Below are 16,782 nucleotides of genomic sequence, written 5' to 3' on the forward strand. Positions count from 1 at the left end.
CTTCGCCATTTCGAGCTTCGCTCGGTACGTTGAGGCAGTTGTACGGCGGAATCAGCAAGAGCAGTTACAGGTTTCTTTTTGATCTTCATATGCGTGCTTCCCTTCTATGAATATGACTCTAACCCTTCTCTCCATTGGTATATTTTAAGTATAGGATGGGAGTGGTGGCGGTTACATGATAATTCGGGGACTCAGATAACAAATTATTAATATTACAAGTTCATAGAGACGCTTAAGCACAAATAAGACAAACAAAAGCCAGCGAAGGTTAATCCCAACGCCAGCTTCTTGCACTGAAATGCATGCACCGAGCGGCTGTACACTAAATGCATTTCATGTATCCAGTTACTGATCTAACGAACATATTGAAGGAATAGATGGATTTTATGCAGCTAAAATCAAGGTTTCAGCCCATAATCGGCTATTTCCCCTTTTCTAAGGACATGAAATCCATTTAAATCTATTTTCCCTGCCCTGCGGCTGAAACTAACTACTATAAATCCATGTAAATAAATTGAACTATTAAAATGGACATAGGGCAAACTCGTACACACCCCTTTGGATCACTCTTGCTCAAACCAGTCACTAAGGCAACCATAAGCCCCTATTCCCGAGGCAGCTTTCTCTCTAAAAACGGGGCTGTCCAGCAGTCAGTTTCCACTGACTTTCTGGATAGCCCCGTCCGTTGAATTGAAATCAATTTTCTCCCTTATCTGCTTCTACTTTCTTTTGCTCAGCTTATAAATTAATTTTAATTCAGCTTCTGGCCGCAATTCGGGCAAAAATTCGCCCCTTCGTTCTTCGTACCGCAGTTCGGGCAGAAGTTAGGACGCTTGCCTCCTTCAGGAGCAGATGGAACACCCGTGGTAGACTGCTGGCCTTGACTATGCGGCTGGTTGAAGTGTTGATTAGTCTGGTGATGATGCTGATGTTGATTTGCTCCTGAGTTGGAGTTCTGACCTTGGTTCTGATGGTGCTGGTTCTGATTCTGCTGCTGACCCGGATTCATGTTTATGTTCTTCATCATTTCATTCGCCATGGTCATGCCCATCATCATGCCCGCCATGTCCGAGGCCATGCCGCCGCCCTGTACTTTGCCGGATGCAATGCCATCCGTCATGCTGACTTGTTGGTATTTCTGCAAGTTACCGATCATTTCATGAGACGCTGTCTTCGTAATCATCTCCTGAATTTCCTGAGGGTAATTGAAGCTCATCACCTGGAAGCCCGTAATCGTCATGCCATTGCCCAGCATCTCCATATCCAAATCCTCGCGAATTCCCCTCGCAATATCCACGGCGTTCGCCTGTAGATTGAACATGTCCTTACCTTCCCGGCTGATCCATTTCATGAGCAGCTGATCCAGTACGGAAGTGATGCGGATCTTAACATCCTCAACCAAATAGCTGCCCTTCATCCCGGCGATATTATCGATCAACGTCACATAGTCATTGACTTTAAAGTTGAACGTACCGTTGGCGCGAATCGGCATGCCGCCCGGCAGCTGAGGCGTCGGAATCAAGATCGGGTTCTGCGTTCCCCATCTGACCGTAAATTCCTTTGTATTGACGAACAGTACCTCGACCCGCATACCGCTGTTGAAGCCAAATTTAAATCCTTTTAATGTGGATAGAAATGGAATGATCTCAGACTCAATGTTATAAGAGCCTTCATCCTCAAAAATCCCCTCGATCTTGCCATTGTTCACAAAAATTGCGTCCTGCCCCGCCTGAATGATCAGCTTACTGCCCTTCTTAATCTCCCGGTTGCTCCACTTCCAGAAGATCATATCATCTCTGAATTCTTCCCATTCTACGACGTTGGCAAATTGATTTCTAAAAAAACTCATGCTGCTTCCCCGTCCCTTCGATTAAAATTTCCCTCTGCTGCCGCTATGCGAATGGCCGCCTCTGGTAATTCCGCCACCGCCACCGCCACCACCGCCACGCCCACCGGAGCTACCGCCCGTGTTTCGCTCAATCTTCCGTTTCGTTGTCGTCGTTCTAAGGTATCGATCCTGGTGATCCACTATTCCTGAAGTGCTGGCATCCTCATAGGTGCGCCGATTAATCGTAATACGACCGCCCGAGCGGTAAGCCATCGTACTGACGACAATACCGCCAAAGATTCCTGCTGCTGCCAGTTGAAACCAAATGTTAAACAGCGGGTTGTCCGGGTTCACTCCCGGCTTCAAGCCCATATATTTATGGGCCGTTTTAATGTATTTTTCAAAAGCTCGCTTATAATCCCCACTGGATAAATCCGGTGCGAACTTGTTTCGTATTTTGTCGAGCCTGTCGTCATCCAGATATTTTTTTGCCTTTTGAAATCCGCCCACATATACATCCCGGTTCTTTATGTCCAGCATTAGAATTACCGCATTGCCATGGGGCTTATCATAACCGGGGGCCTCATTGTCGTAAAAATCCTGGGTCATTTCCTTAACGTCGATATTATTCGCGTTATTTGAAGTAATAATGATGATATCTGTCTCTCTCTTCGCCCCGTACTCATTCGCCATCGCGTTCAACGCATCATATTCCTCCGCGCTGAGCAGGTTCGCTTCATCATGGATCAATGTTTTCATCGGTGCTGTCGCTACCGTCTGAATAGGCGCTGCGACAGATACGACGAGAAAGATTAGAATGACCAGTATGGCCGGTATTGTCGGTGCTGCATCAATCTTTTTCACAAAAATCCTCCCCCCATTATCCAGGAGATCAGCTTCAAGATCAGAAGCGTTGCACCCGCTACGCCAGCGAACCAGGCCGTAATTTTCCCTTTACTGAGCGGAGGCTTGCCAACAACCTTGCCCGTCTGGCCGTTCATGGCAAATACGTATTCCTTTTGGTTGTAGTCATACTTCACCATCCACACCGGAATCAAGCAATAGTCCGCCTGCTTTAAGGTCGTATCAATATCCTTATTGGTGAAGCTGACAGACGTATATCCAGACACCGCAGATGAAATCGAAGCTTCGATAAAACCTCTAATTTTCTCCTTGGCCCGCGGGAGCAGCTCCCGATCGTCGTAGCTGTATTTGTCCGCAATATAACCAGCGAGGTAGGGGCTCTTGAAGCCCTTCATCCGCTCATATGGAAAAGGCTCCAGCTTATCCATCAGTTCGTCATTCATCTTATGCGATGCATCGATCGGCAAATTAACGTAATTCAGGCGGAGCTTCCGGTATATCGCGAAATGTTGGGTTTCCGTATACTGATAATCGCCCCGCGTATAGGTTCTTACTTTCGTCGCCTGGCCATGAACCTCAACCCGATTATGCAGTTCATACAGCCAGAAGGGAACATACACTCCCGTAATTCCTTTGACGCGGTCCGCAGTCATAAACCCGCCGGGGGTAAGCAGGCCGTTCCTGCACCATTTTCGAAAGGTCTCCATCGCCTCTTCCTTGCTAATCAAAAAGGGGAGCACCTTCGCCGGGGCCAGCTCCCCAGTCAAACGGTCGCCAAGAACAACGGCCGATCCACAGAAGCTGCACAGCGTGGCGGTCGTTACCTCGTCGGCTGTAATAGCAGCCCCGCAGCTGTTACATTGATACCCCTTCCCTGTCTCCTCTGAAAATAACCGCTGCTCGAGAGGATCAGGGATTTGCTCAATATTGTCTTGTCTCCCGCAGCCTTGGCAGGTCAATGCTCCCGTTCTACCGTTAAAGACCATGCCGCTGCCGCAATTAGGACATTTGTAGTCGATTACCGGCATTTACTCACCTCAGGTATAAAAAAGTAGCTTTTGATCATGATTGCTTTTTGTTGATTCTTGCCTTGATAGTCGCTAGTTCAGCCTCTACGCTCGCAGAAGTGCTGTCATTAATGGGGGCGGCTGCATTTGGGCCAGCGCTGCTGCTTGTGTGCGCTCCTTCATCAGGGCTAGTACCTTGAACTGGACTCGTGTCTGAATTCGCACCGCTCTCCGCACTTGTTGCCTGTTCGTTATACACTGACCGTTCAGGTGCGTTAGAAGGATCGCTTGGGCTCACCCCTGTTGATTTCAGCTCCGCCAGGGCGATCGCCTCTTCTGCAGCAAGGTATGCCTTCTCCTCGAGCTCATCGAAGGAGTCCGCCGACGTGCTTCTGCCCGCCCCGAAGCCTTGCTGCAGCTTAGCGGCAGCAAGTTTTTCCTTCAGCTCAGAATGCCGGGCCTCCAGCTGTCCAATGTCGGACATCAGCTTCTCCTGCAGCTGCTTCATGCTTGCTACCTTAGAAGCAGCCAGCTCATGAGTCTTTTGCAGCTCGCTCAATTTCTCCGCCTGCTGCGCTTTCCGCTCTAGGAATTTTATAGCATCATCCTCGCGGCCCGCCTCTACCGTTTTCTCGGCATAACGCTGCAGCTTCTTAATCTCCGCCTCGCACTCGTTCCATGAGGCCTTCGCCCTTCGCTCATCTGCAAGCACAGCATTCATTTCCGCTTTAACCTGGCCCAGATCCCTGTGCAAGCTCCGCATATATTCATCCATGGCCTTCGCCGGATCCTCTGCCCGATCCATGAACGAATTCACATTGGCCCGCATAATATCTCTAAACCTCGACAAGATTCCCATCGTTAGTCCTCCCTTCGAAAGTTGCATTACCTATTAATACATGAAATTCGACAAAAAGGTTTCATTTCCGTAGAAAGTGTGGCGTAGACTCTAAATAAAAAGGACTGTAAGATGTATCAATTTATATACGAGTTTAAAGACTATTTTAAAACGAACAAATCCACAACCTGGAGCGATTGTGGATTAAGATGTTGTTGAGGTGGATAATTTCTAGCTTTTAACCTAAAGATTCTATTTTTTCATAATGTACTTCCAACAGGCAACGATAAAGGAAATAATAGCTATACATGCTAAAAGTGATATAACTAGTAAGATATAGGTTGGTAGCATGCTCATATTAATTCGTCGTCCCTCCTTTAGAAAGCTCCTCTTAAATCAACTTTAGTGCAAATTAAAATCATTGTAAAACAACAAAGATTTTCCTCATATTTGATTAGTGTATGATATAGTCGCATAGCAAGGAGGTAAGATATGTAAAAAAACTACATTAGGAGATTATTTTTTTGAGGAAAATTCTTACTACTTTACTATCTACTATTCTTCTGCTCACTTTTTCGGTTCCAGCTTTTGCTTTAGAGAATATTTTCAAAGAACAAAGACCCCTCATTGCCAGAGAGGTCTTTGTTCTCTTTCTACTTAATCCCCGGTTTTAAAATTAAATTGATTATTCATCTCCTGCTTTAGATATAAAGGTGATTCTTAAACCCTATGTCCCCTCGTTGTTGATTTGAGCAGCCTCTCACACCTGATTAAACTCGATCCAACCGATCTGCAGACCCTGCTTGAGGAAGTCCAGCTTCAGCTCATATAGTCCCGCTTCCAGCTCAATCTTCACCAGCCGCTGCCGAATCCATTTGCCTTCCGTTCCGTTCGTCTGAATGGTGACCATTGGCTGGCCGTTCAGCATGACGTTGCATACACTTTGCGCTAGCTCTGGCTCCGGGGACATGATATTGACGATAATCCGGTACTGTCCAGCCTGGTCCACCTTTATATAGGTCGGGCCCGTTGCCGAAGGCTTGATCTGCGCGTCTTGGGACAGCTCCTGAACCAGCTCCGCCGTCAACGCAGGATTAGCCTTAAATGCATGAACCGTCTCCACAATTTCCTGCTTCCGGGAGAACACGGGAGCCTGCATCAAGAATTCGCAAATATTGATCGCGCAGCGCTGCAACTCTCCGCGGGTTAACGTACCCTTCTCCAAGGATTCCAGCGTATTGTCATCATAAGCATTGACCTCAGCGCCATAGTTGGTGACAACCATATAAAGATCGTTCTGCGCGCGCACCATCCAATTCGTATATTTACGATCCGCCGCGCCTCCATGGACAACGTCATTCATGACCGCCCACCAGTCCGTCATTACAATACCCTTAAAGCCCCATTCTCCACGTAGAATCGTCGTGTTCAAATCGTAGTTGGAAGCGGCCCAATGCCCGTTGACTGGGTTATACGAAGTCATGATCGAATTCGCACCGCCTTCCTTTACGGCGATTTCGAAGCCCTTGAGGTAGATTTCCCGCAGGGCGCGTTCGGATACGACCGCATCCACTTTGTTCCGATACTTCTCCTGGTTGTTGCAGGCAAAATGCTTCAGTGTGGCGTTAGATCCGCCTTTAATAATTCCCCGAGTACAAGCAGCGGCGAAAACTCCCGAGACTAGCGGATCTTCCGAAAAATACTCAAAGTTACGGCCATTGAGCGGACTGCGCCGGATATTCAGACCAGGGCCGAGCAAGGCGTCAATATTATTGCGCAATAATTCTTGCCCCTCCATGACATAAAGCTCTTCCACCAGCTCTACATCCCAAGTAGCTGCCAGCAGGGTGCCGATGGATACCTGGGTCGCTTTGTCCCCGCTATCCATACGGATGCCGGACGGCCCGTCCGCCGTACAGCCAACCGGGATTCCAAAGTTCAGCAGCCGATCGCTCACTCCGCCAAAGGCCGAAGCCGTACCTGGCGTCACCAGCGGGCTGACCATGCCTTCGCCGCGGACAATCGTAGCCAGGTCTTGATCACTAAGCTGGGCAATGAAAGCTTCCATACTCACCTTGCCTTCATGAACGTCTCTCAGCTTATATCCTTGATCCCCTGTCTGCTCCAAAGTTCTAGGAAGATTCTTCTCAATGCGCTCCGCTAAAGAGATTTTCCGTTTCGGCACCGCTTCGAACGTAAGCTCATAAGAGCCATCTTCCTTCCGGGCACCCGGCTTCATTCGGGTGAAATCCTCCGTTGGCGCAAGCGCCTCCTCCAACTGCTCTATCACTTGAAGGGCTTCAATGGTATAACCAGCCTGTCCACCTTCAACGCCGATCTGTACTGCATTCTTCACACTGTTTCCTACATAGAAATGATAGACCCCTGGCTCCAGCACATAGGCGGAAGGATAACCAGTCACGCCCCCGTCATCATAAGAGGCCATGGTTTCGACAGCGAAGCTTAGCGTTAGGCGCTGCGTTTCTCCCGGCTCAAGCCGCTTCGTCTTGCCGAATGCGGCCAATACTCGGGCCGGCTGGCCCAGCTTGCCTTGCGGTGCTTCATAATAGGCTTGAACCACCTCTTTGCCCGCAAAGACAGCCCCCGTATTCGTCACGGTTACGCCGATTTCAACCCAAGGCTTCCCGTCCCGGGAGACCAGCTTCGCCTCTTCCGGCTCGACATCAAATTCCGTATAAGATAAGCCGTAACCAAATTCAAATTGAACCTTATCAGGGCAAAACGTCTCAAAATACCGGTACCCCACATAAATATCTTCCTGGTACAGGTTCTTAAATTCATGGCCATAGTTGCGGGTGGACGGATAATCGGCAATAGAATAAGCGATCGTATCGGTTAATTTGCCGCCCGGCGTGACGTCTCCAACGAGCACATCCGCAATGGCATTCCCGCCCTCCATGCCGCCCTGCCAAGCATAAATGACACATGGAATCGGATGAACATAATCCGCATCGTCCATCCAGCTCATATCGATGATGTTCGACACATTCAGCACCACGATCGTCTGCTCGAAATGGGCCGTGACCTGTTTCAGCATGGTCTTCTCCTCTAATGTCAACTGATAGCTGCCCGGCTCATCGGCATTATCCTGATCCTCGCCCGCCGTGCGCCCGATGACCACAATTGCTTTAGCGGATTTGCTTCTGGCTTCGCGCACGAGCTCATCGGTTAATGGCATTTCCTTCTGATGCCAAGGCTCTGCTGCCCAACCGCCGCCGCCATTATCAAAAGGGTTCTGTTCAATCCACTTCTCGTATACGGCCGCGAGCTCCTCGTTAACGGTAATGTTCTTCTTGCCGCGAAGACCGTCCAGCAGATTCGTCGTATAAGCAACATTCACACTGCCGCCAGAGCCTGTGCCGCTGCGATAGTAATCAATCTGAATCCGGCCGAAAATGGCCACGTTTTCATTGTTTTGCAGCGGAAGGGCATGGCCTTCATTTTTTAACAGCACAGCGCCTTCGGCGGCTACTTTTCTACTAAACTCAGCGAAGCCTTCTAGTGGAATTCCCAGTTTGCTCATCGTCACTTTATTCTCTCCCGTCCTTTTTTATGATAAATATAAATTTCACGATTAAAGCGATTACAATCCCTGCGGGCTAAGGCGTCTATTTACCGACTCTAATATTCTGCATCGTTACCTGCTCCAGCTGAATATCCGAGAAATCACTGACCAGCCCCTCACCGGTTGGCGATTGAGAGACGATTCCTACTTTCAACGTATCGGAAGCCTTCAGATTAAATACTCTGACCATCTGATAGTTTGTCCCATCGGTAGAGTAATGCATCGCAAATGTATCGCCTTTTCGGCCGATTTGCAGCCAGACGCTGGTATCATTCAGGTTGACTCCGTTGGCATCATCTGACACGCCATCCGTCACGACGCTAACCACAGTGTATGTATCAAAATCACTGTATTCATGGCACAGCTTCGCCCAGCGGTTATCGCGATCCATGATAAAGAGTGCTGCCCCATCGTAGGTAGAGATGAAATCATGCCTTACTTTGGCGCGCAATACAAAGTCCCCTTGGACCTCGGTATATAAAAATGGCGCATTGCTCTTGACATCCCCAGTCTCCGGATTAATGAAATAATCGGTCTTTCCTGGTGCGGGAATTTGAAGCAAATGATCCTTCTCAATGATTTGAGATTCATTCAGCCACTTATCGAATGGGTGCATATACTCTCTCTCCTAACATTTAAATTTTCTTTAGTATAACTCATAATTGGAAGCCCTAACAGACGCTAACCTAGCTGTAGTTGCTAAAAGTTATTTTTAATCCGGCACATGACGCAAATGCCTCGCTACTTCTACAAACATCGGGAGTGCCAGGCCCGGAGACATCCGCCGCTGTGCTGTATGATGCTTTTCCAAGAAAAGGAATCTAGATCTCCTCCCCAGTTCCTGCCGTTCCCAGATCGGCACATGGGTGTCCCTTTGTAGCACCATCCCGTCGCTGAGCATGCTGTGCAGCTTCATCCCCGACCGCTCCCCTTCCATAGATGAATCTATTATCACCACTCTTCCTGGGTACCTTTCCATATACACTCTTTCATAACACTTTTCTATAGGTACACTTGATTCGATCTTACTTCATTCGTATGCCTAGGGAAATGGCTCATTTTTAAGATCAAGCCCCAAAATTTTAAGTTTCATTCATAAATTAGACGCGAGGCAGCCAATTCTGCAGCACCGAACTCACCCGACAAACAATAAATCCACACCTCTAAGAGGTATGGATTTATTATTGAGGCCAGGGAGGCACGCCCCTATGGCTCCTCCCTCGTTGCTTCTATTTCGTGCGGATCGAGACGGATCCTTGAATGCCCGGGCTGTACATATCGGGCGTGATTCCGATCAACACGGAAATCGTGACTTGATTCTTCAGTTCGACTCCCTGTAGCGGAACCTCCAGACTCTCAGGCCAAAGAATGAATTGCTTCAGCTGCAGCCTGCCATCCACATAAATCTCCACATCGCCGCTGATCGAATGGAACCAAAGATAAGGCCGCCCCGATCCCTCTACATCCGACACCGGTGCCTGGTTGCGGTAAATGACATAACCGCTGGCACCACGCAGCATCTGAAGGGCGCCGAAGCTGACATCGACCTTCTCCCACGAGTTCATGTCCGTAGGATGAATCGTCACATTCGGATCCGGACGTGCCTCAGCAATCTCCTGCGTGATCAGCCAGTTGTTGATATACCGCTCGTCTATGGACGGAACAAAAGGCGGCTCCTCTGCCGGTTGAACCGGGATGACATAAGATACGGGCTGCAATCCGTTTCCTTCGATCGTAAGCACGATGTCCTCTTCCCCGGCCTGGCTTCCGACAATAAGCTGGCAGCATCCGTTAAACAAGCTGCGCTCCTCAGCACGATCCGGCTCATGACAGTTCGGGTCTCCGTTGCCTACACCAAGTATGACCCCGCTTCCCTTCATCGAGAAGGACACTTTGCTTTGCTCCGTCGGAACAAATCGGCCTTGCCCATCCACCGCATAGACATTGACCGCCATCGCATCTCTGCCGTCGCCCGCTAAAACTGGCTTCTGTGTCTCGACGCGCAACGTATGAGCCTCATCCGTAGTTTGAATCTCCGATACTTTGACGAGCTGGCCGTCCTGATATCCCTCCATCTTTAAGGTTCCCGGCTCGTACGCCACATCCCATTCATATTGCTCATAGATATCAATAGGCTGTCGATCGATGAGAATATCGTTCAGGTACAGCGCGACCTCATCGCAATTCGTGTGCGCCATGATTTTAACCTTCTGCCCCTCTTGGCCAGGCCAGTTCCAATGTCCCACAATGTGCAGCACCGGCTCATCCAGCCAGAAGGCTTGATATAAATAGTAAGAATCCTTCGCGAACCCGCAGGTATCCAAGATTCCAAAGTGTGTGCTGACACTCGGCCATTCATACGGCGTAGGCTCGCCGCGATAATCAAACCCCGTCCATACAAAGGTTCCCATGACAAAATCACGAGTGTTAATGGTCTTCCACGACTCTCTTACGCTATTCCCCCAGCTAGCCTTCTCCCGGTCATAACTGTCGAATATTTGCCGGTTGTTGTCGCTGATATAGTTGCCACGGGTCGAAAAGGCGCTGACCGTCTCAGAGCCGATGATCGGCTGATTTGGATGCTTCTCCCTGAACTTGTCGTATCCGCCATTCATATAGTTGAAGCCTGCAATATCCGTGACATCCACCGTCCCCTCGTCCTCCATCACCCCGCCATTCATGGCGCCCAGGATAGGCCGAGTAGAATCCAGTTTCTTCACGGCACGGATCATCCGTTTTACCATTTTGCGTCCAATTGGCGTCCCTTGGAGCGGCTCTTCATTGAATAGGCTGTAAAATACAACGGATGGGTGGTTGCGATCCCGAGTCACCATGTTCCCCAGTTGCCGCAGCCCCTCCCGGGAGCTGTCAAAGTTCCTGTTCTCGTCCATGACCAGCATCCCCAGCCGATCGCAAGCCTCCAAGAGCTCCGGCGTCGGGTTGTGGTGAGCGCAGCGGTACGCATTGCTGCCCATGTCCTTCAAGCGCTGAATACGATACTCCTGAATGCCATCCGGCAGGGCGACGCCTACTCCCGCATGATCCTGGTGATTGCACGTGCCTTTTATTTTTAGCGGCCTATCGTTTAAATAAAAGCCGGTATCGGAACAGATGCGGATGGTGCGGTACCCGTAATTCGTAACGGTCGTATCCACCTCTTCCCCATTCACGACAAGAGTGGAGTGCAGCTTGTATAGATGAGGGGCATCCACGTCCCACAATGCCGGGTCCTCGATCGGAAGATCCTGCGTAATCACGGCGGATTGTCCCGCTCCGCAGCTCCCGTTCGTCAGCTCCTCCGCGAGGATATTGCCGTCCGCTTGCGCGACGCGGGAAATGAGCTGGTATTCTACAGCCGCCTCCGATTCATTCCCCATTGTCGTCTCTACATTCGTAAGCCAGCGACCAGCGACCTGCCTGATTGGACTCACCCATATGCCGCGATGGACTATATGAACAGGCGCTGTTTTCGTTAACCAGACATGCCGGTATATTCCCGCACCCTCGTACCACCAGCCCTCTGATACAGTGGCATCAATCTTCACGACGAGCAAATTCGGTTGATCGCCGAAATAGGCACGGTCGGTAATATCCACGACAAAGCTCGTATATCCGCAAAAATTTCTTTCAAGGATGCTCCCGTTGAAATACACCGTAGCATGCGTGGCAATCCCGTCAAACTCCAGAAGAAGCTGCTTCCCTTTGTCAGCGGGATCTAGTTTAAATTTTTTGCGGTACCAGCCTATCCCGCGAGGATAATAACCAAAGTCCGGAACCCCGTTCTCGCGATCCAACGGCTGCCGGTAGGACCAATCATGTGGCAAGTGCACGGTGTCCCACTCGTTGTCATTCCACTCAATCCCTGCGGGCCCTCGGCTCCCGCCTGCTTTGGCATGGCCGTACACAGCCTTATGGCTGCTTTCCTTCGCTTGAACAGGATCCCCTAAATGGAACCGCCAATCTTTATCCATGCTCAGTCTTTCTCTCATCTCCTCAAATCCTTCTCCCTATGATATCCCCATTTTATGAAAGTTTGAGGAGCGTAAGTTAGGACAAAAGCGGACGGATAATAGTACAAAATGAACATCCCTCGATTTATCTATTGTTCTTTCCCCCAAGTAAGTTTAAGTATATTAGTAGTAGACTTTAATATTTAGTAGACGATTAGACCCATTATGTGGATGAATTGGAGTAGACGCTATGCTGATGCCTTTTCGACTGTTTCCAAACCCCTCTTCCAATCCGCTGCCTTTAGCGCTCTATAGCTGCGGACTGCATGAACAGAATTATCAATACAGGCCGATGGGATATCCGACCCTGCAATGCTTCATTAACTTTGGCGGATATGGCACATTTCACTTTCCCAATGATAAAGAACTCGTTTTGACTCCCAATCATGCCCTATTGCTGCCAGCTCAGGCTGCCCACGAGTACTATCCTGGTTCGGGTCAGACCTGGCTTCTGGGGTTTATAAGCATTTATGGTACGGCGGTAGAGCCTATGATCAAAGGCTTCGACCTCCCGTTCATGACCAGCATTCCACTAAAGCCGGCAGCCCTTAATGTTATGAGCCACAAATTAACCACGATCTGGCAGGCTTGTATGAACGGCTCCCCGGGTATCCAGGGGCAGCTGTCCATCCAACTATATGAATTTATGCTTCTTTTATCCGAGCATGTCATTAGCCATAAGAATCCTATCCTGCCGAACCAGCCCAAAGCATCGCAGGATGCGCTACAGCAGGCCGTTCAATTCATGAAGCAACATTATGACGAAAACCTGCTCATCTCCAATATCGCCCATGCTGTAGGCTACTCCGTCCAGCACTTTCAGCGCCTCTTCCACGAAGCCTACGGCGTGAGTCCCCACGCCTATTTGCAGCGCGTCCGCTTGGAGCAGGCGGCAGCCTGGCTCGAGAGCTATCCGGAATATTCCGTTCAGGAAATCTCTCACCGGCTGGGGATGGAAACCAGCTACTTTATACGTATTTTCAAGAAAAAATACGGCGTAACACCAAGAAACTACAAAAATACATATGCCTATAGACATCAATTGCAGTAAACCTATTTCTGTTCCATTGGGAGTGCAGCTATGTTATTCAAAATCAAGAAAAACAGCATCATGGTCAAAATGATCATCGTATACACCATTCCATTTATCCTGCTGTCCCTGATCCTCATCTGGAATAGCCAAAAATCAACGCAAAATATTCAGGACAGCTTCATTTCGAATATGTCCCATGCCTTCGATCAAGCTTCGCAGGAAATCCAAAAACGCATCGATATGGCGTATGACTTAACCGAGATCGTCAGCAAGAACAGTAAAATCATTACGTTCATAGGCGATCCCTTCCTGGGAGATGAGGCGGACTTTCTCAGCCAATACCTGGACGGCATCATTCCGATCATTCAATATGCCACTGCCTTCACGGAGACCGACAACTATTCCATTCGCATCTATATGATGAATGAACAAATTCCAGAATCCTGGCCGTACTTTTTGCATTTGCAAAGGCAGGCCTCCCATACAAAGCTGCAGACGTTCATCGCGCAGGAGAGTGAGACGCAAATGTGGCTCCGGCCGGATGACCTTCAGCTCGGGCCAAGCTCCTTGAATTCGGATCGCAGCAAGTACACACTCCTTACCAAGCTATACTCCCCTTCGCGCGAATTGTTAGGGCTGGTCGCCGTTATGGTAGCCGAGGATCATCTACTGAGCTCGAATGAAGACGCTTACCCCTCAGATATTGCGCAATTTTTGTATCACGAGCCGAATATTGCGCTAGCTGCGCCCAATATGGATGAAGCCGCCGAAGCAGAAATTCTGCAGCAGCATCTGACTGAAGCCGAAGCTCATTTCATTTACGATCAGCATCTGTATTTGCACCGAGCCTTCGATGCCATCCAGCAGACCTTTGTGTACAAGGTATCCCTGGAGCAGTTGAATCAATCGATTCACAAAAGTATGCTTAACCAGCTGTTGCTCATCATTTTCAGCGTGATGCTGCTGATCGTGACATGCTACTTCATGTTCAAGACGATTTTCCTGCGGCTGAATCGCATCGTATCGATCATGAGGAAGGTCATTAACGGCAACCCACATTTACGTATTATGGACACCAAGCCGGATGAGCTGGGACAGCTCGCGCAGGACTTTAATGGTCTGATTGAGACGAACAATCACTTAATTGAACGCATTGTCATGAAGGAGCGATTAAGAAAGGAAGCGCAAATCCAAGCGCTGCAATATCAAATCAATCCTCACTTCATCTACAATACGCTGGATATTTTCCGCATGCAGCTCATCAAAGAGCGCATGTTCAGCACAGCAGACCGAATGGCCGATTTCGGAAAAATACTTCGGTACAATCTCAGCAGCAATACCCTGCATACCACGCTGAAGGAGGAAATCGAGCTGATTCGCAAATATGTCAGCCTCCAATCGCTAGGCAGCAGTCAGTCGATTCAGCTCGAAGTCGAAATTACAGAGGAGCTGAAATCATATCCGGTGATCAAATTCCTGCTGCAGCCGATCGTGGAGAATAGCATAAAGTACGGGAAAACCGTGCAAAGAGATTCGCTGCAGATTCAAATCCACTGCTATGTGCATAAGCAGCAGGTTTGGCTGGATATCATCGACAATGGCGCGGGAATAAGCGAAGCGAAGATGAACGCGCTTAACGAACACTTTCAAGCTCCGCTCCATTATGACGAAGCTGCCCCGAATCCGCCCGGACGCTCCATTGGACTGTATAATATCAACTCCCGGCTGCGTTTGTATTATGGGGAGTCCTACTATATCACCATCGAAAGCAAGGACAACGACTATACCAAAGTACAGATCAAATTACCTTATGAATGAGAGGCATTCCGTCATGTATAAACTGCTTATCGTCGACGATGAAGAAATCGTACGCGAAGGACTTCGGGACATTGTCGCGTACTTGCAGATTCAACCTATCGAGCAAATCCTGACGGCAAAGGACGGCGCGGACGCGCTGTCCATCATTGAAAAGGGAAATCCGCAAATCATACTCACTGATCTGAATATGCCGATATTAGACGGGATTGAATTGATCAAGCAGCTGCAAGGGAAGCACGGACATAAAATCATTGTGATTAGCGGATATGATGACTTCCATCTCGTCAAAGAGAGCTTCAAGCTGGGCGTGCGCGATTATTTGCTCAAACCGGCCCATTCGGAAGAGCTACTGGAGGTATTGGATAAAATTGTCCGAGAGCTTCAGCAGGAGGAGCAGCAGTACAAGAAGGGCGAATCAGAGAAAAAATTAACCCAGATGGAGAGAATCAGCAGAAGCATGAATTGGGCGATCCAAAACACCGAGCAGGATGAGCATGCTTTAGAAAGCGCATTCATCGAATTGGGTTTTCGCCTGCCTTATCCGAATACAGCGGCGGCAATTCTCTCCCCCATTCATTCCGCCTCAAACGCGGAAACTTTGGGCGCCACTTGGGATACACTCCTGATTACGCCGGATACAAATCGTTTACCCATGAAGCTGTACTCCTTCTATAACAGGCAAAATGACCTTGTCGTATGGATCAACTACGATGGGCAGCAGCATGATATATCCACCGTCAAGCAGGTTTTGGAGCAATTCATAGGGAGCAATCCCGAACTCCTCATCGTGATTGCCGTAGGCAAGACAGTCTCTGCGGCAACGGCGCTGGCACAAGCATATCAGAGCGCACTAGAAGTACTGAGCTACAAGCTGACCGCAAGTCCGCAATCCATCCTGCTCCACGACGATATTCTGACAAGGGAAGACCAGCCTATCGCGCCGGCGGATTTGAGGTTGTTGGCCGAAATGATCGATATGGGACGGAAGGATCAGGTGCTCCCCTTTATTCAAAAACACTTCAATGACGAATCATTAAGAAGAAGCACCTTGAACAGCATTCGCAGCAATTATGACGCGATCCTGCACACCATCAGCTGGGTTCCCCATCAAAAGCAGGAGTTTTCTGTATTTGAACAGAGTGAACCATTGCGCTTATATCTCATGTCCCGAATACTGCAAACGATTGAGGCACGACAGAGCTTAATCCGCAGCTATGATATCGTAGAGATCGCCAAGAAGTACGTCGATGAGCAATTGCTAGGCGAGATTAATATGGCCGTCATCGCCAATTATTGCAATGTCAGCTACACCTACTTTAGCAAGATGTTCAAAGAGAGCACGGGTGTGAACTTTCAGGATTATGTCACGATGAAGCGGATGGACTATGCCAAGAAAGCCTTGAACGGCATCAATGTCAAAATTTACGACGTCGCTTCCGCATTGGGATACAGCAATCCGAAAAATTTCACCCGTGTGTTCAAAAATTATTGCGGCATGAGCCCAAAGGAATACCAGAAGCTCATGAAGTAGTTGGGCTGCTTTGACATTTTATACTGAGCTTGATGGAGGCTTATGCGGCTTTATGCGGCTTTATGCTGCTTTATGCTGCTTTATGCTGCTTTATGCTGCTTCATGCTGCTTTATGCTGCTTTATGCTGCTTCATGCTGCTTTATGCTGCTTTATGCTGCTTCATGCTGCTTTAGTATGCAGATTTATGTAGCTTTATGTTGGCTATGGCCTTCCTGGCAAGTTTCCAACCTTCACGTTCATTGTGGCGAATGTGAAGGTTTTTGCAC

The 16,782-nt window shown here is 48.9% G+C and carries 11 protein-coding genes; 3 read left to right on the forward strand and 8 right to left on the reverse strand.

Features of this window, described 5'->3' with window-relative positions; genetic code table 11:
• Positions 1-751: 751 nt before the first annotated feature.
• From EIM92_RS03010 to galA, 8 genes are all read right to left on the reverse strand, one after another.
• Positions 752-1,849, reverse strand: coding sequence for an SPFH domain-containing protein (locus EIM92_RS03010; protein ID WP_125081416.1), 1,098 nt, complete (start codon positions 1,847-1,849; stop codon positions 752-754).
• 21 nt (positions 1,850-1,870) lie between these two features.
• A complete protein-coding gene (locus tag EIM92_RS03015; RefSeq protein WP_246021187.1) occupies positions 1,871-2,692 on the reverse strand; it encodes a TPM domain-containing protein in 822 nt (273 codons plus the stop codon).
• Positions 2,689-3,720 (reverse strand): TFIIB-type zinc ribbon-containing protein, encoded by a 1,032-nt coding sequence (locus EIM92_RS03020; protein ID WP_125081417.1) that lies wholly within the window; start codon positions 3,718-3,720, stop codon positions 2,689-2,691. The genes EIM92_RS03015 and EIM92_RS03020 overlap by 4 nt, the downstream gene beginning before the upstream one ends.
• Positions 3,721-3,754: 34 nt before the next feature.
• Positions 3,755-4,558 (reverse strand): PspA/IM30 family protein, encoded by an 804-nt coding sequence (locus EIM92_RS03025; RefSeq protein WP_125081418.1) that lies wholly within the window; start codon positions 4,556-4,558, stop codon positions 3,755-3,757.
• Between the two features lie 739 nt (positions 4,559-5,297).
• The gene (locus tag EIM92_RS03030) at positions 5,298-8,081 is read right to left on the reverse strand and encodes a glycoside hydrolase family 3 C-terminal domain-containing protein (RefSeq protein ID WP_425464189.1); all 2,784 of its coding nucleotides are present in this window, start codon (positions 8,079-8,081) and stop codon (positions 5,298-5,300) included.
• A gap of 85 nt (positions 8,082-8,166) precedes the next feature.
• On the reverse strand, positions 8,167-8,739 hold the full coding sequence (locus EIM92_RS03035) for a DUF1349 domain-containing protein (protein WP_125081420.1): 573 nt from the start codon (positions 8,737-8,739) through the stop codon (positions 8,167-8,169).
• 96 nt (positions 8,740-8,835) lie between these two features.
• A complete protein-coding gene (locus tag EIM92_RS03040; protein WP_164515023.1) occupies positions 8,836-9,039 on the reverse strand; it encodes a hypothetical protein in 204 nt (67 codons plus the stop codon).
• Positions 9,040-9,352: 313 nt separating this feature from the next.
• Positions 9,353-12,112 (reverse strand): beta-galactosidase GalA, encoded by a 2,760-nt coding sequence (gene galA, locus EIM92_RS03045; RefSeq protein WP_125081422.1) that lies wholly within the window; start codon positions 12,110-12,112, stop codon positions 9,353-9,355.
• 211 nt (positions 12,113-12,323) lie between these two features.
• Between galA and EIM92_RS03050 the strand changes: the two genes are divergently transcribed.
• From EIM92_RS03050 to EIM92_RS03060, 3 genes are read left to right on the forward strand one after another with little or no spacing between them, the layout of a single operon-like run.
• Positions 12,324-13,184, forward strand: coding sequence for a helix-turn-helix transcriptional regulator (locus EIM92_RS03050; RefSeq protein ID WP_125081423.1), 861 nt, complete (start codon positions 12,324-12,326; stop codon positions 13,182-13,184).
• A gap of 30 nt (positions 13,185-13,214) precedes the next feature.
• The gene (locus EIM92_RS03055) at positions 13,215-14,984 is read left to right on the forward strand and encodes a sensor histidine kinase (protein ID WP_125081424.1); all 1,770 of its coding nucleotides are present in this window, start codon (positions 13,215-13,217) and stop codon (positions 14,982-14,984) included.
• A gap of 13 nt (positions 14,985-14,997) precedes the next feature.
• On the forward strand, positions 14,998-16,515 hold the full coding sequence (locus tag EIM92_RS03060) for a response regulator (RefSeq protein ID WP_164515024.1): 1,518 nt from the start codon (positions 14,998-15,000) through the stop codon (positions 16,513-16,515).
• Positions 16,516-16,782: the final 267 nt, after the last annotated feature.

It is taken from the genome of Paenibacillus lentus, assembly GCF_003931855.1.
Taxonomy (GTDB): Bacteria; Bacillota; Bacilli; order Paenibacillales; family Paenibacillaceae; genus Fontibacillus; species Fontibacillus lentus.